The sequence below is a fragment of the Campylobacter sp. RM15925 genome, assembly GCF_012978775.1.
Taxonomy (GTDB): domain Bacteria; phylum Campylobacterota; class Campylobacteria; order Campylobacterales; family Campylobacteraceae; genus Campylobacter_A; species Campylobacter_A canis.
Genome location: NZ_LIWP01000001.1, coordinates 249,784 through 276,507, shown reverse-complemented (window position 1 = coordinate 276,507; position 26,724 = coordinate 249,784). Strand labels below are relative to the sequence as shown.

The following is a 26,724-nucleotide window of genomic DNA, read 5'->3' as shown; positions in this document are numbered from 1 at the left end:
CGAATAATGAAAACTTTTTCTTATAAAATTTATTTGAGTTTTTTGACATACTACAAAGTAGGCACGGTAGCTCTAGTAAAGCCTGTTTCTCTTTCAATAGTTATAGTACCGGTACGTCCGCTTCGAGTAGTTAATGATATAACACAATTTGTATTAAATAATCTATCGTGCTGTCTCGCAGCTCCTTGCATGGCACCATTTGGACGTCCAAAATTATCAAAAGATATGGTCTGTGTTCTATTGGCTCCGCATCCATTAAATACAATATTTACTATATCAAATGTTCTAGTTAAATTTAAATTTTGCTTAATAGATGCGGCAGGATAACCTTGATTACCAAAACCTGAGGTTAACCTTTTTTGAGGATCCAATGGGTCTACCGCAATTTGATTTAATGCGTTTGGATTGCCGCTATAGACACCACCATCTCTAAAAATAGTATATCTCCACATTCCAGCAGGCTCTCCTGTAACCGTTCCGCTATGAAACAATATCCTCCAATAGCCTCTAAACCAGTTGCCGTCTGCTGTATTAAATCTATTATCCTGCATAGCAAGGTGTTGAGTGTATCTTATATGGGAGACAATCTGATCGACGGCTTCGGCAAGATTATCGCGCTCAAGTCTTGGTATAGCCATAGCAGCTAAAATTCCTATAACAACAATAACAACCACAAGTTCAATCATAGTAAAGGCTTTTTTAAGCATTTTTATCTCTCTTTGATATAGTTAAATTTAGCTATCGATTTATTAAATTTTTCGATGGTTATATTAGCATATTTTTCTTTTATATCTAAATTTATAAGTTTGTCTTTACCGTTTTCAATTCCATAAAATTGAAGTCTAAGTGCCAACTTTTCGTTATCGGTATAAATTTTATCTACTCCTATTTTTTTAAGCTCTTCGGCTAGTTCTTTTGCTATATGGTATTTATAAGCAAAGTGTTTTTTTGGATTTTCTAAAAATTTATAAAAAATTTCATTAAATAGCGCAAAGGAAAAGCTAGCAACCAAAGAAATAATTGTAAATGTGGCTAAAATTTTATAAAATCTCCTAAACAAAGGCAATCTAACCCTATAAGAGCTAAAAAAAACTCTTACTATCAAAGGAGTTGATATCACGCAAAACGGTAAAAAATTTTCAAGTTCAAGGCGCTGTCTTGAAGATAAAACTATACAAAGACAAAATGACGTAACGACAACAAACCAAAGCAAGCTTTTTTGCTCTTTAATCCAAATTCTATAGATAGCATATACAAAATAAAAAAATACAAAAGGTGAAAAAACAGCTGCAAATACGCTAACCGTATCTAAAAAATACCCCCTTGGCTTGCCTCCTGTTTCAAAGCCGTGCAGATAAAAACAAAGTCCAAATAAAATCGCGCAAATCCAAGCCAATTTAGCGTCTCTTCTAAAAATTCCAAAAATAAAAAGCGACAAGAAAAAAACTAAAAACGATCCGCTTATAAAAGCAAGAGCGATCAAAAGCAGATAAAAAGCTAAAATTTGCCTATTTTGATAACAATACAAAGCAAGCAAGGTTAGCATTATAACAATGCCAGCGTCATTTACCAAGATCGCCGAAGCCAGGACTCCCGGCAGTAATATAAACATCGCTACGCTTATCACTCTATCGAATTTACGTTTTAAAATCGATTTTGAAACTTTATAAAGCAAAGCGACACTTATAAGATGGCAGATCACAAAAGGAAGTCTTAAAGCATAGTCGTTTTGCCCGAAAATTCCGGTTGAAATTTTTGCAAGAAGGGCTGAAATTTGATCTGTATTATAAAAAATTTCAGCCTCGTAGTAGCTTATGCTAAGCGTTGAAATTCCATACGTCAAAAAAATCACGTCGATAAAACATATAAGAAATATCAAAAACGTCTCAGAGCTTAGTACGGATTGCTTTTGCATCGTTTGCTTTATAAATTTATATATGGATATCCCAGAAAAACTCAACCCACTCGTGAGCTTCTTTTACTTTAAATTCAGGCAATATCAAAGCTTTTTGCTTGTAAAATACAGCCGCTATCTTAATATCAAGATGCGGATACATTTTTAAAAGCTCACGCTTAATCTCAACCATACTCTCTCCGGTGTCGATAATATCATCCACCAGCAAAATTTTAGTATAGTTAGTCAAATCAGGCACGTTAAATATATCGATAGTATCAAGCTTTTTAGTCTCTTCATAGTGAATCGAATTTAGCGTAAAGAGGTTTCGTTTGTTAAGTGCAACCGCAAGCGAGTGCCCCAAAGTAAGCCCTCCTCGAGCTATAGCCAAAATCACGTCCGGATCAAATTCGCTTCTTATCTCCTTAGCAAGCTCTCTTACATCTTTTTCAAATTCTTCATACGGATAATAAATCATACTCTCTCCTTTTATTGAACCCAAAATACTATAAAACTAATAAGCGCAAGGACGATTACGCCGATATTTATATGCTCAAACTCTTTTCTTAAGAGCCTAACTATCAAATACGCCAAAAATCCGCAAGAAAGTCCATTGGTAATCGAGTAAGTAAGCGGCATAATAACTACTATCAAAAACGCGGCAACGCTTATGGCGGGATCTTTGAAATTCACATGCGCAAGCTCGTTAAACATAAGCACGCCAACCATTACAAGCACGGGATACACTGCGTTTGAAGGGATAGCCTTAAAAAGAGGAAGCATAAAAATAGTAAGCACAAACAAAAGTCCGCAAAATACCGCAGTAAGACCTGTTCTTCCGCCCTCCTCCACACCGCTTGCACTCTCTACGAACGAAGTTGTGGTACTAGTTCCCACCAAAGACCCCACTACCGTAGCTACGGCATCGGCTTCAAGAGTCTTTTCAAGCCTTTTTATACCTTCATCGCTATGCTCATCAAATATCCCCGCTCTATTTCCCACTCCGGCAAGCGTTCCTACCGAGTCAAAAAGATCGGTTACGAAAAATGTAATGATAACAGGCAAAAGAGCAAGAGAAAATGCGCTTGCTATATCAAGCTCTAAAAATATAGGTGTGATGGATGCAGGTTCTGAGAAAAATTCTTTCGGATAAGGGGCGATTTTAAAAACCCATGCGATTATAGAAGTAGATAGTATGGCAAGGATGAAAGCCCCTTTTACTCTCCAAGCCCAAAATGCAATAACAAAAAGCAGTCCTATGAGACCTAGCATTACATTTGTATCTTTTAAATTTCCAAGTCCTACGAGCACGGCATCGTTATTTACGACTATGCCCATTTGTTGAAGTCCGATGAAGCTTATAAACACGCCTATACCTGCACTTATAGCTCGGCGAAGATCGATAGGGATTGATTTTATGACCCAAATTCTAAAATTCGTAAAAGAGAGCGCTAAAAATATAATACCCGAGATAAAGACCACTCCAAGCGCAGTCTGCCAAGGAATTTTCATACCGATTACAAGACCGAAAGTAAAATAAGCGTTTAATCCCATTCCGACGCTCATCGCAACAGGAGTATTCGCCCAAATTCCGTTAAGCGCGGTCGCAAAAAACGTTATAAGCGCAGTTGCCGTTATAAGCGCGTCCATAGGCATACCGGCTTGACTCATGATGATAGCGTTTACCGGCACGATATACATCATCGTTAAAAACGTCGTAAGTCCGGCATTTAGCTCTTGCTTAACGCTAGTGCCGTGCTCCTTTAGCTTAAAATAATCCATTCTTTCTCCTCTTTTAATAAATTTTTAACTCATTATAAAGACTATCGCGCTCTACAGGAATGAAACCTGAGCTTTTTATAAGCTCTATGAAGCTTTTCATATCCATTCCTCTTGCGCTTTTTGCGCCTGCTGCGCTTTGAATGCTCTCTTTTTGGATAGTGCCGTCAAGATCGTCTGCGCCAAATTCTTGCGCAACCATCGCCAAATTTATCGTAGAAGTAGCCCAGTAAGCTTTTATGTGAGGCACATTATCAAGCACAAGACGCGATATAGCCATAGTTTTTAAAATTTCAACCGAGCCTATAAATTTGCTAACTTTTATAAAATTATTATCGCGCTGATAGACAAGCGGAATAAAGGCGTTAAAGCCTTTTGTGATATCTTGCAAGTCGCGAATTCTAAGCATATGATCGATCCTGTGAGCTTCGTTTTCCACATGACCAAAAAGCATTGTGGCGTTGCTCAGCCTTCCTTTTTCATGCCAAATTTTATGAATTTTAAGCCAGTTTTCGCTACTTACTTTACCTTTGCAAATTTTAGCCCGAATTTCCTCGTCAAATATCTCGGCTCCGCCTCCCGGCATACTATCTACACCGTATTCGACCATCTTTTCTACTACTTCTTCATAGCTTAAGCCGTGATGACGAGATAAGAAATCAACCTCTGCTGCAGTTAGCGCTTTGACGTGTAAATCAGGATAACTTTGCTTAATTTTTCTAAAAATTTCAAGATACCACTGCCAGCTTGTATGAGGGTTGTGCGCCGAGACGATATGTATCTCCTTAGCACCGTTTTTTACGCTGGTAGCGACATCTGCCATAATTTCATCGTGGCTCATCGTGTAAGGATTTGGATTTTTCCTATGAGAAGAAAAAGCGCAAAATTTGCACACATCAGCGCAGATATTGGTCGGATTTATATGGCGATTAACGTTAAAAAAAATCTTCTTGCCGTGCATTTGCTTGCGTTTGATATTAGCGAATTTACCGAGAGTAAAGAGATCAAGCTCATAAAGCTTTAAACACTCTTTGCGAGAAAGTCTATCGCCGCTTTGTAGTTTTTCAATCAAATTTGTCAATTTTACTCTGTCCGTTTTTAGAAATAATAGAGCGATTATAGGTAAAAAAAGCTTTGTTTTTGCAAAATTTTAGTATGATTTATGAAAATTTCAGAAAGGCGCGTATGCAAAAAACGGCTTTAAAGAAGGAAAAAATAGACTTTTTAGAGCTAAAAGAGAGATTTAAAAATTACGAGATAAATTTAAAACAAGAGCTTAAAAAACTACAAGGAAAAGGCTTTGTAAATTTCATCTCAAAAGAGAGCGATGAGCTCATAAAGCTCTGCTTAAATGCCGTTTTAAATGAAATTTTTGATGACTTCCTGCCCGATCTTGACAGAATTCCCATCTGTATAATCGCAACCGAAAAATATGCTCAAAATTTAGTAAGCCTTAACTCCGTGCTTGAAATTTTAGTAGTCTATAAAAATTCAAGCGGATTTAACGTAAGGCAAATTTTAAAGCTCGTTTTAAAAGCTCTTAGCGAGTGCGGACTAAATTTAAATATCAAAACGTCAGAAGTCGGCGAGATAATAAAAAATTTTAAAAACGACTTCAAAGCCAAAGCCGCACTTAGCAAAATTCGATTCATAGCAGGCTCGAAATACATGTATAAGCTCGCAAGGGCTGAAATTTACGTGGCAAGAGAGCATGACAGGCAAGAAAACTTAAAACACTATATGAAAATTTTTGGCACGTTTAATGAGATAAAAAACCTTAATCAAGAGCCGAATTTAAAATCGGATTTTGGCGGAAGCGATGAAATTTATTATCTGACTTGCGCGCTAAACGGCTTTGAAAATGAGATAAGCCTGCGCTCACAGATGCTTAAATTTATCGACGAAAAGGAGCTTAGCTCTTTAAATTTGGCGATTGATTTTATACTTTGCATAAAATCGGCTCAAAATTTACTATTAAATTCAGATCATTTTAGTTCGCAAAATTTAAGCCAGATAACGGCTTTAATGCAGACAAAATCCAAAAAAACGCAAGAAACAACTAGCATCATCTCTCAAAAACTGCTTAGCTGTATGCATACGGTGGGTATTTACGCAAGATATCTTACAAGCTCGTTTTATCGCTCAAATTTCACTAGCGAAGCAAGCTTTAACGAGCTAAAAACGGCAAGACTTAAAAATGGATTTTATAGAATCGAAAATACTGTTTACACTCCGCTCAAAAAGCGTCCTACAAGCTTAAATTCGGTGCTTTTAGAGCTTCTTGAGCTTGGAGATATGGACTATAAATTTGACATAAGCGCTATCTTTTACATAAAACGCGCAGTCGCAAAAAAAGGCGAAAGCGAAAAAACGCTTGCAAATTTCAAAAAACTTTTGCAGAAAAACAACAGCCACTGCATAATAAAAGCGCTACTTGACGCTGGAATTTTGCTAACTATCGTAAAGCCGATGGAGCACACAAGACACCTTGCGGTATTTGACGGATATCATAAATTTAGCGTCGATGAGCACTGCGTAACTAGCCTTAAATTCCTTGAAAACATAAAAGATAAATTCATAAAATCCCTATACGACGAGCTTTGCATAGAGGGCAAAACTATGCTAAAGCTGGTTGCTCTTCTGCACGATGTAGGCAAGGGCTTGCCGGGCGATCACAGTATAACGGGAGCAAATATATTTAGAGCCTACGCAATGAAGCTAAATTTAAGCGCAAAAGCCGTAAATATAGGCGTAACGCTGGTTAGATACCATACTCTTATGAGCGATACGGCAAACCGTGAAGACATCTACAATCAGCGAACTATTTTTAGCTTCATATCAAAGCTAAACGACAAGCAGACCCTAAAGCTGCTTTATATCCTTACTTACTGCGTGATAAATGCAACCGACGAGAAGCTTTATAATCCTTATATAGCAAGACTTTTGAAAGAATTTTATCTCATCTCGCTTGAGAGCTTTGAGGATGAAAATTTGCTTGATGAAGCTACAAGAAGGGCTAAAAAAGAGCATAGCATAAGGCGAAATCCGGAATTTGTAAAACTTAGCGAAAATTTAAAAGATAAGATATTTTCCATCCCTTCAAATTTGCTCTTTATCAAGTATCAGCCTTCAGATATCATAAATATCGCGAATTTAGCGCAGTCTTCAAAAGAACTGAGCGTATTTACACAAAATCATCAAAATTTTAGCATTAAGATTATCATAAAATCTCATCCTAATTTGGCTTTAGCGCTTTCAAATTTAGCACATTTAGATCTTGCCTATATGGAAATTTTTGAACTGTTTGACGATAAATTTTATATAAGGCTTGAATTTAATAAAAATGTTCGCACAAGCGAGCTTGAAAGCGTTAGAAATTTGATCACGCTTTCGCTTGAAAGCAATAATAAAATCAATGTTTCAAAGCCGACAATACTAAAAGAGGAGCTTAGTTTTGATACTAATCATTCAAAAGATTACGCTAAACTTTGCATAAACGCAAAAGATCAGCGCGGGCTTATGGCTTACGTGATGATGGTTTTTGAAAATTTGGGTATAAAAATAGCAAGCGCAAGAATTCAAACTATCAAAAATCGCACGCGAAATCTATTTTTAATAGAGAAGTCAGACGTCGCGCCGTATAATGAAAATAAAATTTTAAATCTACTAATAAGTGAGTAAAAATGTGTGGAATCGTAGGATACATAGGAAATCAAGAGAAAAAAAATATAATTTTAGGCGGTCTAAAAGAGCTTGAGTATAGAGGCTATGACTCTGCGGGAATAGCGGTAATGAGCAATGATGACATATCTTATTTTAAGGCCGTAGGCAAGCTTGAAAATTTAGTCCAAAAGTGCGAAAATTTTAGCTCAAGCGGCTTTGGTCTAGCTATCGGACACACTCGCTGGGCGACGCACGGAAAGCCTACGGAGATAAATGCACACCCGCATATCGGCGAGCACTCTTTCGTGATTCACAACGGCATCATAGAAAACTATAAAGAGATAAAAGATGAGCTTGAGGCAAAAGGGGTTAAATTCCTAAGCCAGACCGATACGGAGGTGATAGTTCATCTATTTGAAGAAATTTTAAAAGAAAAAAAAGATGTTTTTGAAGCTTATAAGGCTACTATAGCACGCCTTGAAGGTGCTTATGCGACACTTTTAATAACCAAGCTTGAGCCAAATAAGATATTTTTCGCTAAAAACGCGGTGCCTTTAATAATCAGCAAAAACAAAGACGGCGAAGTATTTTTCGGCTCATCAGATGCGGCTCTTATAGGCATTTCAGACGAGGCTATCTATCTTGAAGACGGGATGTATGGCTATGCAAGGCTTAATGACATAAATATCTTTAAAAACGATAGCAAGTTAAATTTATCCTTCGTAAAACTGCCTCAAGATAAGGCTTACGCTCAAAAAGAAGGGTATAAATTCTTTATGGAGAAAGAAATTTACGAGCAAAGCAGCGTCGTTACCGAAACATTAATGGGGCGAATTAAAGACGAACAGGTAAAACTCGAGGAGCTTCAAGAAGACTTTTTAGAAGGTATTGGCGACATCATATTTTGCGCTTGCGGTACGAGCTATCACGCCGCGCTTGCTGCAAGCTACCTATATGAGCGCATCGCAAAAATTCGCGCTAAAGTCGAAATAGCAAGCGAATTTCGTTACCGAGAGCCGATTTTAAATAAAAGCTCGTTATTTATCGTCATCTCTCAAAGCGGCGAAACGGCAGACACTCTTGAAGCGCTAAAAATAGCCAAAAACGCAGGACTTAAGACTATAGCTATCTGCAATGTCGATAACTCCTCTATCGTCCGACTTGCCGACACCGCGATATTAACTCGCGCAGGCATAGAAAAGGGAGTTGCCAGCACAAAAGCCTTTGCAACGCAAGTCATCACGCTTTGGCTGCTCTGCTTGCAAATTGCGCAAATTAGACGAACTATAGATAAAAATATGCTAAAAGACGAGATAAAAGCCCTGCTTCATATACCGCAAATTTTAAATATCAAAGATGATTTACAAGAAAAAATTCGTAGGCTTTCTAAGCATTACCTGCACGGACACGGATTTTTCTTTATCGGCAGGGATATCTTTTATCCGCTTGCACTTGAGGGCGCACTTAAGCTAAAAGAGATAAGTTATCTGCACGCAGAAGGCTATCCTGCCGGCGATATGAAGCACGGACCTATCGCGCTTGCAGATGAAAAGCTATTTACGATCGCCCTGCTTCCAAAAACTACTCTTTATGAAAAGAGCAAAAGCAACGTAGAAGAGCTTGCCGCAAGAGACGCTTATATATTAGTTATAAGTCCTGAGGAGTTTGAATTAAGCGATGATTTTATCAAAACAAGCAAGCAGACTCATCCTATGAGCGAGTTTTTTGAGATGATGATAATCCTTCAAATTTTTGCTCTTGAGATCGCGGTTAGGCTCGGAAATGACGTGGATATGCCAAGAAATTTGGCTAAAAGCGTAACGGTCGAGTAAATAACTATCAAAGCTAAAGCAGGACTAGAAAAATCCGCTTTGGCTTTTAAATTTAGTTGATGCCTAAAATTTCAGCCAATTTTTCTTTCGCCTCTTTACTCCACTCGCAAATCGTCAAAATTTCACCGTTTTGACAAATTTTCTCTTCACTAAATTCGCAGTATTCTTTAAGCGCATTTTTATATCCGGCCCTTACGCAAGCTTTTTTGCCTTCTAAAAATCCCGCTCCTGCGTAGATGAGAGCACCTAAATCAAAGGCTATTTTAAGCCTTGCACTTGATGCACTTTTAATCCAGCTTAAAAATATCTCATCGTATCTAAGTCCAAGCGCGCCCATACCGTCAGGCACTATCACGCAATCATACCCGTAAAGGCTTTCACCGTAAATTTCAGGCGAAATTTTAAGTCCATGCTCATCTACTATCTCGCTTTTAAAAGCACAAATTTTCACGTTACTTCTTAAATCGGCAGGAAACATCTGCCAAATTTGAGCGAAACTTAATAAATTAATCTTATCGTAAATCACAATTGCCGTCTTCATAATTATTCCTTTTTAATAAGTATAGGTTTTAAAAGATTAAAATTCAATTCCGCAAATTTTAACCCTTTTCTTAGCCAAATAAACATAAAATAAAACCTAATTAGCAAACAAAGGCTTAGCCATGATATATCAAGATGATTTTATATTTATAGAGCGTGAAGAGAGCGAAATTCCTTGGATTAAAATTTTTACTAAAACTCCTTTTGTGGAGCTTAGCGACTGCGATGAAAGGACTAGAAACAGGCTATTTGAAGCGCTGCTTATCGCCGAAAAAACTATGATAGAGTTTTATAAACCCAAAAAGATAAATATCGCAAGCTTTGCAAACTACGTCCCGAGAGTTCATCTGCACGTTATGGCTAGGTTTGAGACTGATAGCTTTTTTCCTGAGCCGATGTGGGGTAAAAAACAACGCGAAGGCAAGCTGGATTTGCCAAGCTTTAGCGAATTTTGCGAAATTTTAACAAGAAAGCTAAAAAATGAATAAAAAATTCGCCTTCATAACCGCGCTAGCAGCATTTGCTTTGATGTGCTTTTTGATATTTTACTGGATAGAGTATGAAAAAGAGGTTGAGATAGAAAATATCAAAAAAATTCTTGACTTTCAAACGCAAATTTTAAACAAAAACATAGAGGAAGAAAAGCTCTCCGCGATGACGGTCGCGGTGCTTCTATCGGAAAGCGAAAATATCAAAAAGTGCTTTTTGGAAGATAACAGAACTCACTGCATGCATACTTTGCACGATTTTACTCACATGCTTGAAAAAGTGCCGATATTTAAAAACGTCAGATTTCACCTTCATACGCCCGAGCTAAAGAGCCTTGCAAGAAGTTGGATACCTATGTATAACGACAATCTTTCAAGCTTTCGCTTTATGCTAAAAGAAGCTAAAAAAGGGGTTGTAGCAGGCATAGAAACAGGTAGAGCCGGAGCCCTCATAAGATCTGTTGCGCCGGTTTTTAAAGATAATAAAATTTTAGGAAGCGTTGAAGTTTTGCTTGATTTTGGACATCTGAGCGAATTTTTTTTAGATCAAGGAGTTGATCTCTTTGTGCTGCTTGATAAGTCCTCAAGCTCGCCTTACCAGGCAGAAGAAGAAAGCGGCATAATCCAAAACTACCATCTTATAAATAAAGAGTATGCGAATTTAAACGTATTGCCGATACTAAAAGACATTGATTTTAAAGATAATCAATTTTACAAATTTGACAATCACAACTTCGCTATAAAGCCTATGCTTGATTCTCAAAACAAGCGCATAGGCTACTTCGTGATATACTTTAACTCAAATCAAAAGGAGAGAAATTTATCGAAATTAAACATCTGGTTTAAAAACTAATCAAGCAGATGTTTTGAGTAAGGAGTGAATTTATAAGTAAATTTACTACCCTTGCCCAGCTCCGAAGTTACGCTATAGCCGACGCTATTTTTCACACAGATACTTTGGACGATATTTAACCCAAGCCCAAAGCCCCCCTGAACTCCCTCGTCTCTAACGTAGCGTTTCCAAATTTTATTCGTATCTTTTATCCCTTCGCCAAAATCCTCCACCTCAAATATAATCCAATCGTCTTCAAGCTTTAAAGTTACGTTTATAACGCTTCCCGGAGAGCTATATTTAACCGCGTTACTAAGGTTGTTATCCACTATCCTGCCAGCTTCTATCTTACTCATAAAAATTTTTAGATCAGGCTCTATAAAGTCGTAAATTTTAATGTTTTTTGACATGGCAAAGCCTCGCATATAGCGCGCTCTTTCAAGACAAAATTCGCTGAAATTTAAAATTTCGGGCGGAAAGAGTATGTAGCTGTGTTTTATGTAATACTCGACATCTTCATAGGTTATTTGCATCTGCTTTAAGGCTGAGCGCATTCTGGCCGTGTATTTGTTGTCGATATTAAGCATCTCTAAATTTATGCCGACTACTCCAAGCGGGGTTTTAAGTTCGTGCATAGCGTCATTAAAAAAGCTGTTCATATATTTTTTAGCGTCTTTATAGGGCTTTATACTACTTACAAAAGACAGATAAAGAGTGAAAAAAACAACTATCAATATAAACACGAGCATTAGCGTAGCTATAAAAAATATCCTTGCGCTGTTTTGTTTTTTGGATATTACAAGATAGTAAATTTCATCTTTTATCTTAAGGTAACTTTTGTAAAAGAGATAACCGTTTTCCTCTTTGGTGATGAATTTTAGATTTTTTGGCGTGATATCCAAATTTGAAACGATCTTTTTTTCTCTCAGATCAAATATCGCGTAACGATATATTAATGATGAGGGAATAGCTTCGTTTCTTTCTAAATTTTGGCGAATTTCGCCCTCATACTCCATAAGCTCAAAGATATTTTTAGAGTATTCGTCCTTCATGCTTAAATTTATAATCTCATAGCTTTGAAACAAAAAAAGAGTCATGATCGCCAAGGTGGCGAAAATAGGGATTTTAAGGCTTTTTAACATTAATCTTATAACCAAGTCCGCGAGATGAAACTATGAAATCAGCCTTGGTTTTTTGACGAATTTTACGCACGTGCATACGAACATCTGCAGGATCTACATCCTTATCGCCCCAAACTTCCGCGCGCAGAGTTTCAAGAGAAACAAAGCTGTTTTTGTGATACAGCAAGCACTCTATAAGCATTATCTCTTTTGCGCTGATATCGATCACATTGCCTTCAAATTTAAGCTGCTTTTTAATAAAATCAAAAACAAATCCACCCTCTATCGCGAGCAAATTTTTATCGTCCGTTCCGTGATATTTGCGCATAAGCTCATTTACTCTAAATTTCAGTTCGGCTAACTCAAAAGGCTTTTTTAGATATTCGTTGCAGCCAAGCTGATAACCTACGGCCATATCGTTTATATCTACAAGTGAAGTGGTTATCATGATGGGAGTTTCAAGACCGATGTCTTTTGCGTATTTTATAACTTCGTGTCCGCTTATATGCGGAACTTTGATATCAAGTATGAGCAGGTGGTAGAAGTTGTTAGCGATCTTGTCGCAAGCCACCTGCCCGTCGGGCGCCTCGTCAACCTCATAGCCTAAGGCCTGAAGATACTCCGAGACGCTCTCTCTATAATTAAAATCATCCTCTAAAAGTAGGATTCTCACTTCTATTAAGCTCCTGTAAAGACTTGTCCCGCATACACGATATAATATCTAAGCAAGATAACGCCGCAAATTATAACCAATGAGTTTACTACGATGTAGCCAACTCTGTAAGCGTGATTTTTAAGTGCGGTAGCTGCGATAATTATAGGAGTAACAAGTCCTATGCCTACAACTCCTATCCAAAATATCATAGCGTAATGTCCCGTAGTAAGAGCTTGCTTAGCCACTACAGCACTTGCTCCGCCTTCAAAATGAAGACCTAGGAAAAGAATCGCTATCAAAGGTATCTCAAATAAAACCGCTCGCAAATCCAGCACAAGCAAGTATTTTACATTTTCTTTATTGATTAGGTGCTTAAAGCATGTCATTCCTACTAAAATATTTGCCGCTACGCCTGAGCTAAATCCTGAAGTTAGGAATAAGATCGGAAGTATAGGCGTATTCCAAAGCGGAAGTTTATAAACCGCACTTAGCAAGAAGCCTGTGTAAATTCCAACCCCGATCGCCATTAAAAATAGTATCGTTTCAATGGTTTTAGCAAGAGGTGCAAATGAGCGTATCACTCTTGATACCGGACGTAATAGCGAAAAGATTGCGTATTTTTCTATCTCTTTTTCAAAGATAATTATCGCAAACAAAAACGCAAACGGCGTATAGATAAGTAGCAATGCAACACCTATTGACATAACAGAGCCAAAGTTATACTTAATCAAAATCCAATAAAAACTAAGCGGCTTACCAAGATCAAGCACAAGCAAAGCTAGGCCCACACAGATAGTTACGGGGGCTACTATGGCGCCCGCTTTTACCATCGCGTCCCAAATGGTATCGTTTTCTTGTTTGTGATAGTTCCACTTAACTAAAAGTGCAACCATCATAGAGCCGGCTGAAAGACCCGCTAAAAACAGATAGACCGCAATCGGCCACGGCCAGTAAATTTCGTGATATTGAGCTACGCTTCCCCACATATTATTCATGGCTTCCTCCTTTGCGGTTTGCTATCATAGCCAGTTTTGGTCTAGTTTTAAGCTCGGCTTTTGGATAGTAGTGAGCCTTATCGTTTAAAATTTTGCTAACTTCGCTATTTGGATCATTTAGATCGCCAAATGCAAGCGCGTCCGTAGGGCATACGGTAACGCAAGCAGGTTGTTCGCCTTTGCTAACTCTTGTTTCAAAACAAAACGTACATTTACCTACTTCACCGGTACCAGGTTCAACGTATCTTGCATCGTAAGGACAAGCAAGGATGCAGTATTTACAGCTTACGCAGGTGCTGTGATCCATTAACGTAAGTCCATCTTCTGTCTTAAAGCTAGCTCCCGTAGGACATACGTCTACACAAGGACTATCTTCGCACATAACGCAACTGTTTCTTATAAAATCCGTCTTTAAATTTGGAAACGTTCCGCTCATTTTTGCATGAACTTGAAGTCTATAAACTCCGTTTGGAACGTCATTTTCACTTCTACAAGCTACCGAACAAGCTTGGCAACCTATACAAAGGTTCTCGTTATGAACCATTCTATATGCTTTTTTCATCTCACTCTCCCTTAAGCTTTAACTATATCAACGCCGACGTTTGTAACCATCGTAGAGCACACCGGACCCGCTTCAGGATTTAGAAGCTTGCTTTGGTTTGTTCCCATTCCGTCCGTTCGTTTAAGACCTGCAGACACGTGTCCAAATCCATGATACAAGAATAATGTATCTTCTCTAATACCTTCGGTTACAAATATAGTTGCCTTATCTTTTGAAAATTTATTTTGCAAAAAGACTTTATCGCCTGTTTTTACACCATATTTTTTAGCTGTTTTTGGATTTATCCACACAGGAGATTCGCTCATTAAATCATTCAAGAAAGGAACGTTTTGAGTGTGGCCGTTAGTATGGATAGGAGTTTTTCCTGTCATGATAGCAAGCTCATGTCCTGCATAAACATCCATATCCTTAACGTTATCTTCCATATTTCCTAAGCAGCCGTAAGTAGGAAATTGCGCATCAACCTTTTCACTAAACAGTTCGATTTTTCCACTCTCTGTTTTAAATTTCACTTGAGAATCCATAAGTCCGTTTTCGCCTACAAATTTCTCTGCATGAGGGAATTTCTTAACAAAATTTTTAACGCTGTCTTTTTCTCTGAATAAAATTCCAGGCACTTTCCAAGTCACATATCCGTCTTTTGCAAGTTGCGCTAGTAGCTCGGCGTTACCTTTAACTTGCTGCATTCTCCACTCATCCATAGTGTTGTTTGTATATTTTTCATCTATTTTCATGCGTCTTGCAAGCTCTCTAAAGATATCATAGCCATTTTTTGTATCACCTACAGGATCGATTACTTTATTTCTTATCATATACGCAGGTTTTTGGCTTGATTTATCTTCAATTCCCTCATCTCTTTCAAGATATGTGCTTTCAGGCAAGATAACGTCTGCATAGATTGAAAAGTCGTTCATATAAACGTCAGAGCTTACTATAAAGTCAAGCTTTTTAAGGCTTTCTATAGTTTTGTCTGTTCCTGCAACGTTGATCATGTGGTTAAATCTAATATTAAACCAACCTTTTATAGGATATGGCTTTTCGCTCATTATGGCATCAGGAATTTCCATCAAAACGCCGTGGCTTCTGCCTACAAATTTATTTCTTCCATCTTCGCCAGCTGCATCAAGTCTTGGAGTTTTTGGAACTTTTATAGCCGCATCTGGGTTTGTTATAGCAGGTATTAGCTCTTCTCCTGCTAAAGAGTTGTATTTTTTGGCATTTTTGCCACCGAAAATTCCGCCCTTTTTCTCCCAGTTGCCCATCATCGCATTTGCAACCATGATAGCTCTTGTGCGGATGTATTCGGCCTTTGCGGTTGTTGTTTTATGACCAAAATCGATGATGACTTTTGGAGCGGCTTTCCAAATTTCGCCTGCTATTCTCTCAACGGTTTTAGCAGGAATTCCGGTAATTTTCTCTTGCCACTCAGGAGTTGTATCTTTAGTGCTTTCTACGACTTTATCAAATCCGATTGTAAATTTCTCGATAAACTCTTTATCGTAAGTTCCGTTTTTAATCCATGTATGAATAAGCGCTAGTACAAATGCTAAGTCTGTTCCCGGTTTTACAGGAAGCCACTCATCGGCTTTAGCGGCTATAACGCTAAATCTTGGCTCTAGAACTAAGAGTTTAGTATCGTCTTTTTCAGCCATTTTCGCAACCTTTTTAGTGTCTGATATAACGATACCTTCAAAGAGGTTGTGACCGAAATTTACGATATATTTTGCATTTCCGAAGTCTCTTTTTAATCTTCCGTCTCCATACATATGCTCACAGACCATTCTGTAAGTTATCGGACAACAGGACATGTGAGAAAAGCAGTTTGGCGAGCCGTATGCGCTTGCAAAAGTTGTCATAAGTTTATGAGTTTGGCTTGATTTTGCGGTAAATACAAAGCTCTCAGGACCATATTTTTCTTTGATCTCAAGCATTTTTTTAGCCACAAGATCAAGAGCTTCGTCCCAGCTTGCCTCACGCCATTTATTTTCACCGCGCTCACCTACTCTAATGAGAGGTTTTACAAGTCTTTGCGGATCGTATAGTTGATTGTGACCCGCGCCGCCTCTTGCGCAAACCGAAGTTGCGGTTCCGCTAACTTTGCCGTTTCCTTGTATAAAGATGTTTTTGCCGTCCACTACTTTAGCTTCGATAGGACAGCGAGTCGAACACATCTCGCAAAAACTATAAGCTACCCTCTCTCCGCCTTCCAATGCTTTAGCGCCGACCGCACCCAAAGTGCCGGGAGCATAAGTCATAGCTAAAAAACCGGTTGCCGTGGAAGCCTTCAAGAAATTACGTCTTGATTTGTTCATATTTCCTCCTCATTAAATTTTAATTTGATGAAATCATAAAATAACTGCGTAAATTATGCGTAAATTTTTCATATCATATTTAGTAGTTAATTGATAATTATTATCTTATAAAATCTCGTGTTTATCGTATTTTTATAAAAATAAATTTTAAATTTCTTACGTAAATTTAAAATTTATTTATTTTCATTTTTTTGTAAAATTGATATTTTTTAAGAATTTAAACAGGTTTATTCATATTTGATTTGTATAGTGTAAATTTGTTACTAAAGTTACTAAAATATAACAAAAATTAACATATTGTAAATTTTTTTGATAAATTTAGCCCATTTTATGCGCTACCAAAAAGCTTTTTTGATACAATCTGACACAGAATGCAAATTTAATTTACGATAAAGGAGAGCCAAAATGAAAAAGCTTACGATGCTTTTAATGCTTTTTTGCGCTAGTTTGTTGCTTGCCGAACCAAAATACGGCGGCACACTTGTCTTTGGACGCAGCGGTGACGCTACCGCTATGGATCCAGCTCACACTACCGACGGTGAAAGTATATTTGTAACAGACAATATATTTGACAACCTAGTTCAGTTTAAATACGGTTCAACCGAGATAGAACCAGCTCTTGCAAAGAGTTGGGATGTAAGCGCGGACGGACTTGAATATACGTTTTACTTAAGAGAGGGTGTGTATTTTGCTCCGACCAAATTCTTTAAGAAAAAAGTAGAATTTACCGCGGACGATGTAGTGTTTTCATTTAAACGCCAATTTGACAAAAGTCATCCTTTTGCAAAAGTAGGCGGCGCTTATGAATACTGGATAAATATGGACATGGACAATATCGTAAAAGATGTTGTTAAAGTAGATAAATACACGGTCAAATTTCTTCTTAAAAAGCCTGAAGCTCCGTTTTTGGCAAACATAGCTATGGATTTTGCGGGAATTCTTTCAAAAGAGTATGCTGAAGAGCTTATGAAAAACGGCAAAGCCGAGGATTTAAATCGCCTTCCTGTAGGAACAGGTCCGTTTGTCTTTGAAAAATGGATAAAAGACGATCGCGTTATACTTACGGCAAACAAAGAATACTGGGGCGGCAGACCGTATCTTGATAGAGTTATTCTTCGCGTTATACCAAACGCTTCGGTTCGCACCGCAGAGCTTAAAACCGGTCAAATTCAAATTTTAGAGCAGCCAAACCCTGCCGAAGTAAAAGATCTGGCAAAAGATCCTAACGTAAAACTTATCGAAAAAGAAGGTATGAACGTAGGCTATCTTGCTATGAATACAAATAGAGAGATGTTTAAAGACCTAAGAGTTCGCCAAGCCATAAACCATGCGGTTAATAAAAAAGCTATCGTAGATGCGGTATATGAAGGTTTCGGCAAGGTTGCATATGCTCCGATTCCGCCGAATTTATGGAGCTTTAATGATAATATCACCAAATACGAATATGATGTAGAAAAAGCAAAAGCCCTTCTTAAAGAGGCAGGGTATGAAAACGGATTTGAGGTTACGCTTTATGCTATGCCCGTATCAAGACCGTATATTCCTGATGGTAGAAAAGTGGGCGAAGCTATCCAATCAGACCTTGCAAAAGTAGGCATAAAAGCTAAAATAGTAAGCTATGACTGGGTAACATATCTTGATAAGACTAAAAATTTAGAGCATGATATGTGCTTGCTTGGCTGGACGGGAGATAACGGAGATCCGGATAACTTCTTGAACATCCTTTTAACCTCTCATGCGGCAAACGTCCCTGCGCAAAACTACGCGGCTTGGAAAAATCCTGAATTCGACAAGCTCGTAGCAAAAGCGAAAGAGACAAGCGATGTAAATGAAAGAACAAAGCTTTATGAAGAGGCTCAAGAGGTATTTGCTAAAGATGTTCCTTGGGTGACATTGGCAAATTCGGTTAATGTCGTGCCGGTAGCTAAATTCGTAGAAGGATTTAAGATAGACCCTGTCGGCAAAAGAAGATTTAAAGAAGTATGGCTAAATAAATAAAAAGAAGGCTTAATTGTTACGTTACATTATAAAGAGGTTTTTATGGGCGATACCTGCACTTTTTGGGGTGTCGCTCCTTGTATTTTCTATGGTTCACCTAACTCCGGGTGAGCCTGCTTTGGCAGTTTTAGGTGAGCGGGCTACAAAAGAAAGTATTGAGAAATTTAATGAAGAAATGGGCTTTAATAAGCCTTTAACCGAGCAATATATAAGTTTCGTCACTAAATCTCTCAAAGGAGATTTTGGAAATTCTATCAAGACCAAGCAGCCCGTCTGGGACGAATTTATAGAGAGATTTCCGGCTACGGTAGAGCTTGCTACGATAGCTATGCTATTTGCTATCATTATAGGTGTTACGGCCGGCATAATATCTGCGGTAAAAAGATACAGCACTTTTGATTACGCTTCAATGTTTGTTGCGCTTGCAGGCGTTAGTATGCCGATATTTTGGCTTGGATTGATGCTTATTTATTTTTTCAGCGTAAAGCTCGGATGGCTACCCGTATCAGGAAGGCTCGGGTATGAATTTTACGTTGAGCAAGTTACGGGATTTCACCTTATAGATACGCTTTTGGCAAACGATATAGATGCTTTTAAAGACGCACTTAAGCATCTTGTGCTGCCTGCTTTTGCACTTGGAACTATTCCAATGGCGATAATCGCAAGAATGTCGCGAGCAAGTATGACTTCCGTGCTAAAAGAAGACTATATAAGAACGGCAAAAGCAAAAGGCTGTAGCTCGTTTAGGGTTATTATCTCACACGCCCTTAAAAATGCTTTAATGCCTGTTATTACAGTTATCGGGCTTATGTTTGGAACTCTCTTTGCAGGAGCCATTTTAACAGAGACTACGTTTTCTTGGCCCGGTATCGGCAAGTGGCTAGTAAACGCCGTTTATCAGCGAGATTTTCCGATTATCCAATCAGCCACTCTTATAATCGCAACTATATTTATTGTTATAAATTTGATCACCGACCTACTCTATGCGGTCATAAATCCAAAAATCAGGCTTGGCCAATGAGCAACCAACTAATAAAACAATTTACTAAAAACTACTTTGCTATGTTTGGTCTATTTATAGTTTTAGTTCTTATAGTGTGTGCTATATTTGCGCCTCTCATAGCTCCATTTGATCCAAACGAGCAAAATTTGGCAATGCGCCTTTTGCCACCTATTTATGAAAACGGAGCAAATTCGGCTTATATACTAGGAACCGATGATTTTGGAAGAGATCTTTTGTCGCGCATCATATATGGTGCAAGAGTTTCCATAATGATAGGTTTTATATCCGTCGTTATATCTCTTGCAATTGGACTCTTGCTTGGAATTTTAGCAGGTTATTACGGCGGGCTAATTGATCTAATCATAATGCGAATTGTTGATATCATGCTTGCAATCCCTGCGATCTTGCTTGCTATCGTTATCGTAGCTATCCTTGGACCAAGTTTATATAACGCCATGATAGCAATCGGTATAGTCGGAATTCCAACTTACGCAAGGATAATAAGAGCAAGCGTACTTGCCGAAAAAGAGAAAGAATACGTCATCGCTTCTCGCATAAACGGCTCAAGCGATCTTAGACTAATGTTACTGGTTATCCTGCCAAACTGCTTAAGTCCTATCATCGTGCAAGCCACTATGGGCTTTGCTAGCGCGGTGCTAGAAGCGGCAGGACTGAGCTTCCTAGGACTTGGCGCGCAACCTCCGCTTGCAGAATGGGGAGCGATGCTTTCAAATTCACTCCAGTACATCACGACGGCTCCTTGGATGATACTATATCCGGGCCTTGCTATATTTCTAACAGTGCTTGGATTTAACCTTATCGGAGATGCTCTAACAGATGCGCTTGATCCGAAGCTAAGGAGTAGATGATGCTACTTGAAGTTAGAAATTTAGAGGTAGGATTTGAAAGCGAGCTAGGCTATACAAAAGCGGTGAACGACGTAAGTTTTAGTCTTGAAAATAATAAAACTCTTTGTATAGTCGGAGAAAGCGGCTCAGGTAAGAGCGTAACAAGCTTAAGCATAATGAGACTGCTTGATAAAGAGGCGCGTATAAAAAGGGGTGAAATTTTATTTAACGGCACGAATTTACTAAGCCTCAAAGAAAGCGGTATGCGAAATATCAGAGGCTCTCAAATCGCTATGATATTTCAAGAGCCGATGACTAGCCTAAATCCTAGCCTAACAATAGGATATCAGATAGATGAGGCACTAAAGCTTCATCAGCCAAATTTAAGCAAAAAAGCGCGAGCTTTAAAAGTAATTGAAAGCCTTGAGATGGTCGGCATAAAAGAGCCTGAAAAACGTGTAAAAGAGTATGCCTTTAAGCTCTCAGGCGGTCAGCGCCAACGCATAATGATAGCCATGGCTATGGTCTGCAAGCCACAGCTTCTTATCGCGGATGAGCCCACAACGGCACTTGACGTAACTATACAAGCTCAAGTTATCGAACTTATGAAAGATTTGCAAAGAGCAAACAATATGGCGATTTTATTTATCACGCACGATCTTGGCGTCGTTTCAAATATCGCTGATGACGTGATAGTAATGTATAAAGGTCAAATCGTTGAAAGTGGCGGAGTAAAAGAGGTATTAAAAGACCCGCGACATCCATACACAAAAGCTCTTATGGGCTCGATCCCAAAAGAGGGCGAACGTAAAACTAGGCTTGAATTCGTCGATGAAAATATCAATTATTTAGAGTTTAAAAAAGAGATAAGATGAACCTTTTTGAGATTAAAAATTTAAAAAAATACCACACGATAAAGACCGGAATTTTAAAAAAAGAGGTTATAAAAGCGGTTGATGACATAAGTTTTGAGCTTAGAAAAGGCGAAATTTTAGGCATAGTCGGCGAAAGCGGTTGCGGCAAATCAAGCACTGCAAAACTTCTAATAGGGATTGACGAACCGACAGGCGGACATATAATCTACAAAGACAAAGACAAGGCTAAATTTGATAAAAACGATCTGAAAAATTTTAGAAAAAATGTTCAGATGATCTTTCAAGATCCTTATTCCAGCCTAAATCCGCGCTGGAACATAGGAAAAATCATATCAGAGCCGCTAGTGCTAAATACCGATTTAAGCAAGGACGAGATCAAAGGCGAAGTGCTAAAGATCATGAAAAAGGTAGGGCTTAAAGAGGAGTGGTATCATCGCTACGCCCATCAATTCTCAGGAGGACAGCGTCAGCGCATCGGAATCGCTCGCTCTCTTATCCTGCGTCCGGAAGTCATCATCTGCGACGAACCTGTAAGTGCACTTGATGTAAGCATTCAAGCTCAGGTTTTAAATTTACTTCTTGATTTGCAGGATGAATTTGGGCTTACCTATATCTTTATAAGTCATGATTTAGGTGTGGTTGAGCATATAACGGATAGAATTTTAGTAATGAATCACGGCAAAATAGTTGAAAGCGGTGAAGTGGATGAGATTTTTAGCTCGCCTAAGAACGAATTTACAAAAACTTTAATGAAAGCAATACCTAAAATTTAATTTTTATTTTTTATAAATTTTGTCAAAACGGAAGTAAATTTTCAAATTTCAGGCTATTTTGCGCCGAATTTAGCCTGTTTTTAATATGTATTATCAAATTTAAATCTTACAATTATAAATCCTTCTTAAAAAATGATACAAAATAATCTAAAAATATTAAAATTCGTTACATATTAATAACTAAGCGCAGAAATTTTTAAAGAAATATTGTTATAATGTGCCATTTGATAATTTAAAAAGGATAATAATGAGAGGGGTAAAATCTATATTTTTTAGTATGACTTCAGCTCTTATATTGTTGCTTTTGTTTGCTATCGCAAGCGGTCTTGCTACGTTTATCGAGACTTATTACGATACTAAAAGCGCATGGGCTGCGGTTTATGGTGCAGGCTGGTTCGCTGCGATCCAACTGCTTTTAGGTATAAATTTAGCTTACAATATCTACCGCTACAGGCTTATTGATTCTAAAAAACTTCCCGTTTTTATATTTCACCTTAGTTTTCTCTTCATGCTGCTAGGCTCTGCTATGACGCGTTATCTTGGGTTTGAAGGCAATATTCATATCAGAGAAAATACTGCCGAAAACACAATGTATGAGATGGGCTCAAAGATAACTATGGAGACCAAAAAAGACGGCAAGGAATTTAAAGTAGCTATTCCAAAGCAGATAACTTCAATGAGTCCAAACGAATTTGATATGAGCCTTGATATAGAAGGCAAAAAGGCGAATCTAACATACAAAGCCTACTATAAAAGTGCCGAATTTGAGTATTTTGAATCAGGTAGCGGCGAAGCTTTAATAGAGCTTGTGGTTTCAGATACGCAAAACCGAGAAGAGGTAGCTCTAAGACCTGGTAGCGTTAGAGAGCTTGGAGGAGTTAGCTTTGTATTTAACACCGAGCCGACACTTGAAAAATTCGTGCAGTTTGAATACAAAGACGGCAAATTTAGTATGAATTCAAGCCACAATATCGGCTATTTCATTATGGCATCAAACGACAAAGGCGAATATGCCGCAAAAGACAAGGTTGAGTTCTTGCCTAGCCAGCTTTATACGATAGGAACGATAAATTTCGCTCCGAGAAAAATTTTAGAAAAGGCCGATAGAAGGCTTGTTAGCAAAAATGGCGATTTTGACGCAATCGTGGCAAATTTAAGCTTTGAGGGCGAAAATAAAGAGGTGATCCTTTATGAAAACCACGTCATTCCCGTCAATGAAACCGTAGGAGGACAGGACTTTACGCTTACATGGGGCGCTCAACCTATAGTGCTTCCGTTTTCTCTTTACCTAAAAGACTTTGAGCTTAAACGCTATCCGGGATCAAATTCTCCGATGAGCTACTCAAGCGACGTAGTCGTGCAAGATAGTCAAACCGGCAATTACGACTATAAAATTTACATGAACCACGTGCTAGATCATGCAGGATATAGATTTTTCCAAAGCTCTTACGACATGGACGAAAAAGGCACTATCCTTTCTGTAAATAAAGACCCTGGCAAAATTCCTACTTACCTCGGATACTTCTTGCTTGGAGTCGGGTTATTTTTTAACGTGGTAAATCCTCATAGCAGATTTAGAAAACTTGCAAAACTTATAAATCAAGACGCCATAAAGAAAGTAGCAAGCCTGCTTGTTATATTTGCCGCCTGTGCATTTACGCCAAGCGCTGAAGCTTACGAAGCTCCGAACATAAATGCAGATCACGCAAAAGAGCTTTCAACCGTCATAGTTCAAAGCGCAGACGGTCGTATGAAGCCTTTTGATACGATAGCAAGAGAAATTTTAAATAAAGTTCATAGAAAAGATACAATAAACGGCATGAACGCAAATCAAGTCATGCTTTCTATGATGGTAAATGCTCCATACTGGCGTGAAATTCCGATAATAGCGATTCACAACAAAGATCTTAAAAAGATGATAGGCGTAGATGAAAATGCAAAATACGCTAAATTTAACGATTTTTTTACCTATGATCAAAACACAACTAAAAGCACATACAAGCTAACCAAATATGCCGAAGAAGCCAACAGAAAGCGTCCTGCCGAAAGGGGAACTTTTGATAAAGACGTCCAAAAAGTAGACGAGAGACTAAATATACTTTATATGGTATTTGTCGGTGAAATTTTCACGATGTTTCCAAAGATAGATGATCCTAACCATACTTGGTATGCGCCGGCTAGCGCGATGATGTATTTTCCTAAAGAGGAAAGAGAGCCGATTAGTAGGATTTTACAAGATTATTTTACGGGAGTAAGCGATGCGAGCAGAAGCGGCAACTGGAGCGTGCCAAACAGAGCGCTTGTAGAAATAAAAACATACCAAGAAGAGCACGGCTCTGCGGTAATGCCTACTAAAAAACGCATAGATATGGAAATTTTATTTAACAAATATAAAATTTTTGATTCTCTAACGCCATTTTACCTATTAGCGGGCTTTGCTCTGCTCATATTCGTATTTATCAAGATGGCTCGCCCTAGACTTAACATCAACTGGATGTTTAAGATAGTTTATTCGGTAAATATCCTGGCCTTTTTGATACACACGGCAGGACTAGGACTTCGCTGGTATATCTCGGGGCACGCGCCTTGGAGTAATGCGTATGAATCCATGATCTACATCGCTTGGGCACTAAGCCTTTCTGGTATTGTATTTTCTCGCCAAAGCCCTATCGCGATGGCGCTTACTTCGATTCTAGCAGGCATTACGCTATTTGTGGCTCACCTTAGCTGGATGGATCCGCAGATCACTACTCTTGTGCCGGTACTTCAGTCATATTGGCTAACTATCCACGTATCTGTTATAACGGCTAGCTACGGATTTTTAGGACTTTGTTCTCTGCTTGGAATGTTTTCGCTTATACTATTTATATTCCAAGGCAAAAAAGAAAATAAAGAGATATCAAGAAATATCCTTGAAGCGACACGTATCAACGAAATGGCGATGATATTAGGTCTTAGCCTTCTTACGCTTGGAAACTTCCTTGGAGGTGTTTGGGCAAACGAAAGCTGGGGAAGATACTGGGGCTGGGACTCTAAAGAGACTTGGGCGCTCGTTTCCATCTTGGTTTATGCAGTAGTTTTGCATATAAGATTTGTTCCAAAACTCAACAACCAATACACTTTTGCAGTTAGCTCGATGTTTGCTTATTGGGCTATTATAATGACTTATTTTGGCGTAAATTTCTATTTAAGCGGTATGCACTCGTATGCGGCGGGCGATCCGGTGCCGGTACCTGATTTCGTATGGATAACCATGCTTATAATGGTAATAATAGCTATCGCGGCATACTTTAGAAAGTCGCCAAATGTAAGACTATAAGGAATAATTTGGATACCAAATCCATAGTTATAATATCACTGATAATAGCAGTAGCGGCAGTCATCGCCATACTGCTATTGATCATATTTAAGCTAAGAAGAACTCCTCAACCAAAGCCTAAAGTATCAAGCGAGCCTGCTTTAAAAACGGATGAAAATATCAACTTAAATTCCTTGCTTGATATAGTAGCGAACAAATCCTCAACCAAAGACGAGCTGTTTGGCGCGCTTAAAATCTTTGCTGATAAATTTAGCATACCCGCTAAACAAAACGGCAAAATTCCAAATGAAGCAAAAGCTTATCTAAGCTTTATCCTTCTTCTTGCAAGCCACTCAAATGCCGATGCGAAGCTAATAGCGTTCATGAATAACGAACTAAAAAAGAAAAATCCGACCTATGCAAACGAGATAGAACTATACGAAGAACAAGGTAAAGCAAGGCGCAAGAAGTAAATTCCGATAGTAAATTACAATCCATTAGATGCCTAAATTAAGCCTACGCATCTTACATTTTAACAATTCCAATCTTTAAAATACGATTAATTTATAAAAAGATAGCAAAAAGAAAAATACAAACATTAGATTCAGTTGTTAAATTTGCAATACAGGCATAAATTTCTTCAAATTTATGCCTACTTAGTCTATTTTAAAATTCCCTCTATCATATTTGGCACTTCGTAAAACGGCATTTGAAGATTAATCCATTCGTAATCAAGTCCAGATTTCACAAGTAGGGCATAAGTAATCGCGCTCATCAAGGCGGCAAAAAAGCCCGCTAGCATATCATCGCCCATTACGCCAAGTCCGCCCTTAACTCCTCTATCAACCCGCCCAATGATAGAAGGCTTCGTGATATCTAAAATTCTAAACAACACTACCGATAAAACAAACTGAACCACCGTAATAGAACTCATCGAAAGCGCAAGCCAAACTCCTGCAACCTCGTCTATAACGATACTTTTATCATCATGCACGCCCGTTTGCTCTTCGTATTTATTTATAACACCGATACTTCCGGCAAACAGCAAAATAGATGACAAAAATAGCGTCTCAGGAGGCAATACAACCAGTATAAGATAAGCCGCCAAGGCTCCTGCGATACTCCCTACGGTGCCGGGCGCTTTTGGACTAAGTCCCGTATAAAAAAAGGTTAAAAATAGTTTTTGCATAAATTTCCTTAAAATTATTAAATTTCCGGCTTTATATCTAAGGCAAAACATAGCCAAACCGCTTTAC

At 38.3% G+C, this 26,724-nt stretch carries 23 protein-coding genes; 11 read left to right on the top strand and 12 right to left on the bottom strand.

The window, feature by feature from the left end; translation table 11 throughout:
• Positions 1-50: 50 nt before the first annotated feature.
• From CDOM15925_RS01390 to mqnE, 5 genes are read right to left on the bottom strand one after another with little or no spacing between them, the layout of a single operon-like run.
• On the bottom strand, positions 51-707 hold the full coding sequence (locus CDOM15925_RS01390) for a pilus assembly FimT family protein (RefSeq protein WP_169940308.1): 657 nt from the start codon (positions 705-707) through the stop codon (positions 51-53).
• Between the two features lie 2 nt (positions 708-709).
• Complete coding sequence (locus CDOM15925_RS01385) at positions 710-1,915, bottom strand: ArnT family glycosyltransferase (protein WP_169940306.1); 1,206 nt, start codon at positions 1,913-1,915, stop codon at positions 710-712.
• Positions 1,916-1,931: 16 nt separating this feature from the next.
• On the bottom strand, positions 1,932-2,372 hold the full coding sequence (locus CDOM15925_RS01380; RefSeq protein ID WP_169940304.1) for a phosphoribosyltransferase: 441 nt from the start codon (positions 2,370-2,372) through the stop codon (positions 1,932-1,934).
• A gap of 11 nt (positions 2,373-2,383) precedes the next feature.
• A complete protein-coding gene (locus tag CDOM15925_RS01375; RefSeq protein WP_169940302.1) occupies positions 2,384-3,676 on the bottom strand; it encodes an NCS2 family permease in 1,293 nt (430 codons plus the stop codon).
• Between the two features lie 13 nt (positions 3,677-3,689).
• Positions 3,690-4,754, bottom strand: a complete 1,065-nt coding sequence (gene mqnE, locus CDOM15925_RS01370) for an aminofutalosine synthase MqnE (protein ID WP_169940300.1) — start codon at positions 4,752-4,754, stop codon at positions 3,690-3,692.
• Between the two features lie 59 nt (positions 4,755-4,813).
• On the opposite strand from mqnE, the gene CDOM15925_RS01365 reads away from it, so the two are divergent.
• Positions 4,814-7,354 carry an HD domain-containing protein gene (locus CDOM15925_RS01365; RefSeq protein ID WP_249934652.1) on the top strand — a complete coding sequence of 847 codons (2,541 nt, stop codon included), beginning with the start codon at positions 4,814-4,816 and terminating at the stop codon, positions 7,352-7,354.
• A 2-nt stretch (positions 7,355-7,356) separates the two neighbouring features.
• Complete coding sequence (glmS, locus tag CDOM15925_RS01360; protein ID WP_169940298.1) at positions 7,357-9,168, top strand: glutamine--fructose-6-phosphate transaminase (isomerizing); 1,812 nt, start codon at positions 7,357-7,359, stop codon at positions 9,166-9,168.
• A 52-nt stretch (positions 9,169-9,220) separates the two neighbouring features.
• Here the strand turns inward: glmS and CDOM15925_RS01355 are convergent, their stop codons facing one another.
• Positions 9,221-9,709, bottom strand: coding sequence for a type 1 glutamine amidotransferase family protein (locus CDOM15925_RS01355; protein WP_169940296.1), 489 nt, complete (start codon positions 9,707-9,709; stop codon positions 9,221-9,223).
• Positions 9,710-9,830: 121 nt separating this feature from the next.
• Between CDOM15925_RS01355 and CDOM15925_RS01350 the strand changes: the two genes are divergently transcribed.
• Both CDOM15925_RS01350 and CDOM15925_RS01345 read left to right on the top strand, forming a co-directional pair.
• Positions 9,831-10,196 carry an HIT family protein gene (locus CDOM15925_RS01350; protein WP_169940294.1) on the top strand — a complete coding sequence of 122 codons (366 nt, stop codon included), beginning with the start codon at positions 9,831-9,833 and terminating at the stop codon, positions 10,194-10,196.
• Positions 10,189-11,049 carry a cache domain-containing protein gene (locus tag CDOM15925_RS01345; RefSeq protein WP_249934651.1) on the top strand — a complete coding sequence of 287 codons (861 nt, stop codon included), beginning with the start codon at positions 10,189-10,191 and terminating at the stop codon, positions 11,047-11,049. Before CDOM15925_RS01350 ends, CDOM15925_RS01345 begins: the two co-directional genes overlap by 8 nt.
• Here CDOM15925_RS01345 and CDOM15925_RS01340 read toward each other — a convergent pair.
• The 5 genes from CDOM15925_RS01340 to phsA are packed head-to-tail and all read right to left on the bottom strand — an operon-like array spanning position 11,046 to position 16,673.
• On the bottom strand, positions 11,046-12,125 hold the full coding sequence (locus CDOM15925_RS01340) for a sensor histidine kinase (protein ID WP_249934650.1): 1,080 nt from the start codon (positions 12,123-12,125) through the stop codon (positions 11,046-11,048). The two genes, CDOM15925_RS01345 and CDOM15925_RS01340, sit on opposite strands and share 4 nt — an antisense overlap.
• Before the next feature lie 28 nt (positions 12,126-12,153).
• Positions 12,154-12,822, bottom strand: a complete 669-nt coding sequence (locus CDOM15925_RS01335) for a response regulator transcription factor (protein WP_169940290.1) — start codon at positions 12,820-12,822, stop codon at positions 12,154-12,156.
• Between the two features lie 5 nt (positions 12,823-12,827).
• The gene (gene nrfD, locus CDOM15925_RS01330; RefSeq protein WP_169940288.1) at positions 12,828-13,799 is read right to left on the bottom strand and encodes an NrfD/PsrC family molybdoenzyme membrane anchor subunit; all 972 of its coding nucleotides are present in this window, start codon (positions 13,797-13,799) and stop codon (positions 12,828-12,830) included.
• Positions 13,792-14,361 carry a 4Fe-4S dicluster domain-containing protein gene (locus CDOM15925_RS01325; RefSeq protein WP_169940286.1) on the bottom strand — a complete coding sequence of 190 codons (570 nt, stop codon included), beginning with the start codon at positions 14,359-14,361 and terminating at the stop codon, positions 13,792-13,794. The genes nrfD and CDOM15925_RS01325 overlap by 8 nt, the downstream gene beginning before the upstream one ends.
• Before the next feature lie 11 nt (positions 14,362-14,372).
• On the bottom strand, positions 14,373-16,673 hold the full coding sequence (phsA, locus tag CDOM15925_RS01320) for a thiosulfate reductase PhsA (protein ID WP_169940284.1): 2,301 nt from the start codon (positions 16,671-16,673) through the stop codon (positions 14,373-14,375).
• A 405-nt stretch (positions 16,674-17,078) separates the two neighbouring features.
• Between phsA and CDOM15925_RS01315 the strand changes: the two genes are divergently transcribed.
• From CDOM15925_RS01315 to CDOM15925_RS01285, 7 genes are all read left to right on the top strand, one after another.
• Complete coding sequence (locus CDOM15925_RS01315) at positions 17,079-18,671, top strand: ABC transporter substrate-binding protein (protein ID WP_169940282.1); 1,593 nt, start codon at positions 17,079-17,081, stop codon at positions 18,669-18,671.
• A gap of 13 nt (positions 18,672-18,684) precedes the next feature.
• Positions 18,685-19,692 carry an ABC transporter permease gene (locus CDOM15925_RS01310; protein ID WP_169940280.1) on the top strand — a complete coding sequence of 336 codons (1,008 nt, stop codon included), beginning with the start codon at positions 18,685-18,687 and terminating at the stop codon, positions 19,690-19,692.
• Positions 19,689-20,543: an ABC transporter permease gene (locus tag CDOM15925_RS01305; RefSeq protein WP_169940278.1), complete on the top strand. Its 855-nt coding sequence runs from the start codon at positions 19,689-19,691 to the stop codon at positions 20,541-20,543. The genes CDOM15925_RS01310 and CDOM15925_RS01305 overlap by 4 nt, the downstream gene beginning before the upstream one ends.
• Positions 20,543-21,397: an ABC transporter ATP-binding protein gene (locus tag CDOM15925_RS01300; RefSeq protein ID WP_169940276.1), complete on the top strand. Its 855-nt coding sequence runs from the start codon at positions 20,543-20,545 to the stop codon at positions 21,395-21,397. The genes CDOM15925_RS01305 and CDOM15925_RS01300 overlap by 1 nt, the downstream gene beginning before the upstream one ends.
• On the top strand, positions 21,394-22,170 hold the full coding sequence (locus CDOM15925_RS01295) for an ATP-binding cassette domain-containing protein (protein WP_169940274.1): 777 nt from the start codon (positions 21,394-21,396) through the stop codon (positions 22,168-22,170). The genes CDOM15925_RS01300 and CDOM15925_RS01295 overlap by 4 nt, the downstream gene beginning before the upstream one ends.
• A 247-nt stretch (positions 22,171-22,417) precedes the next feature.
• Positions 22,418-25,489: a cytochrome c biogenesis protein gene (locus CDOM15925_RS01290; protein WP_169940272.1), complete on the top strand. Its 3,072-nt coding sequence runs from the start codon at positions 22,418-22,420 to the stop codon at positions 25,487-25,489.
• An 8-nt stretch (positions 25,490-25,497) separates the two neighbouring features.
• Positions 25,498-25,941, top strand: coding sequence for a fatty-acid--CoA ligase (locus CDOM15925_RS01285; protein ID WP_169940262.1), 444 nt, complete (start codon positions 25,498-25,500; stop codon positions 25,939-25,941).
• A gap of 188 nt (positions 25,942-26,129) precedes the next feature.
• Here CDOM15925_RS01285 and CDOM15925_RS01280 read toward each other — a convergent pair whose 3' ends face one another.
• Positions 26,130-26,657, bottom strand: coding sequence for a phosphatidylglycerophosphatase A family protein (locus tag CDOM15925_RS01280; protein WP_169940260.1), 528 nt, complete (start codon positions 26,655-26,657; stop codon positions 26,130-26,132).
• Positions 26,658-26,724: the final 67 nt, after the last annotated feature.

Bases quoted from the DNA above. Each gene is read 5' to 3' on its own strand.
- CDOM15925_RS01280 (WP_169940260.1), bottom strand. From the start codon at position 26,657: ATGCAAAAACTATTTTTAACCTTTTTTTATACGGGACTTAGTCCAAAA.
- CDOM15925_RS01305 (WP_169940278.1), top strand. From the start codon at position 19,689: ATGAGCAACCAACTAATAAAACAATTTACTAAAAACTACTTTGCTATG.
- CDOM15925_RS01385 (WP_169940306.1), bottom strand. From the start codon at position 1,915: ATGCAAAAGCAATCCGTACTAAGCTCTGAGACGTTTTTGATATTTCTT.
- CDOM15925_RS01345 (WP_249934651.1), top strand. From the start codon at position 10,189: ATGAATAAAAAATTCGCCTTCATAACCGCGCTAGCAGCATTTGCTTTG.
- CDOM15925_RS01325 (WP_169940286.1), bottom strand. From the start codon at position 14,361: ATGAAAAAAGCATATAGAATGGTTCATAACGAGAACCTTTGTATAGGT.
- CDOM15925_RS01315 (WP_169940282.1), top strand. From the start codon at position 17,079: ATGAAAAAGCTTACGATGCTTTTAATGCTTTTTTGCGCTAGTTTGTTG.
- phsA (WP_169940284.1), bottom strand. From the start codon at position 16,673: ATGAACAAATCAAGACGTAATTTCTTGAAGGCTTCCACGGCAACCGGT.
- glmS (WP_169940298.1), top strand. From the start codon at position 7,357: ATGTGTGGAATCGTAGGATACATAGGAAATCAAGAGAAAAAAAATATA.
- CDOM15925_RS01350 (WP_169940294.1), top strand. From the start codon at position 9,831: ATGATATATCAAGATGATTTTATATTTATAGAGCGTGAAGAGAGCGAA.
- CDOM15925_RS01290 (WP_169940272.1), top strand. From the start codon at position 22,418: ATGAGAGGGGTAAAATCTATATTTTTTAGTATGACTTCAGCTCTTATA.
- CDOM15925_RS01355 (WP_169940296.1), bottom strand. From the start codon at position 9,709: ATGAAGACGGCAATTGTGATTTACGATAAGATTAATTTATTAAGTTTC.
- CDOM15925_RS01390 (WP_169940308.1), bottom strand. From the start codon at position 707: ATGCTTAAAAAAGCCTTTACTATGATTGAACTTGTGGTTGTTATTGTT.
- nrfD (WP_169940288.1), bottom strand. From the start codon at position 13,799: ATGAATAATATGTGGGGAAGCGTAGCTCAATATCACGAAATTTACTGG.
- CDOM15925_RS01340 (WP_249934650.1), bottom strand. From the start codon at position 12,125: ATGACTCTTTTTTTGTTTCAAAGCTATGAGATTATAAATTTAAGCATG.
- CDOM15925_RS01375 (WP_169940302.1), bottom strand. From the start codon at position 3,676: ATGGATTATTTTAAGCTAAAGGAGCACGGCACTAGCGTTAAGCAAGAG.
- CDOM15925_RS01300 (WP_169940276.1), top strand. From the start codon at position 20,543: ATGCTACTTGAAGTTAGAAATTTAGAGGTAGGATTTGAAAGCGAGCTA.
- CDOM15925_RS01380 (WP_169940304.1), bottom strand. From the start codon at position 2,372: ATGATTTATTATCCGTATGAAGAATTTGAAAAAGATGTAAGAGAGCTT.
- CDOM15925_RS01295 (WP_169940274.1), top strand. From the start codon at position 21,394: ATGAACCTTTTTGAGATTAAAAATTTAAAAAAATACCACACGATAAAG.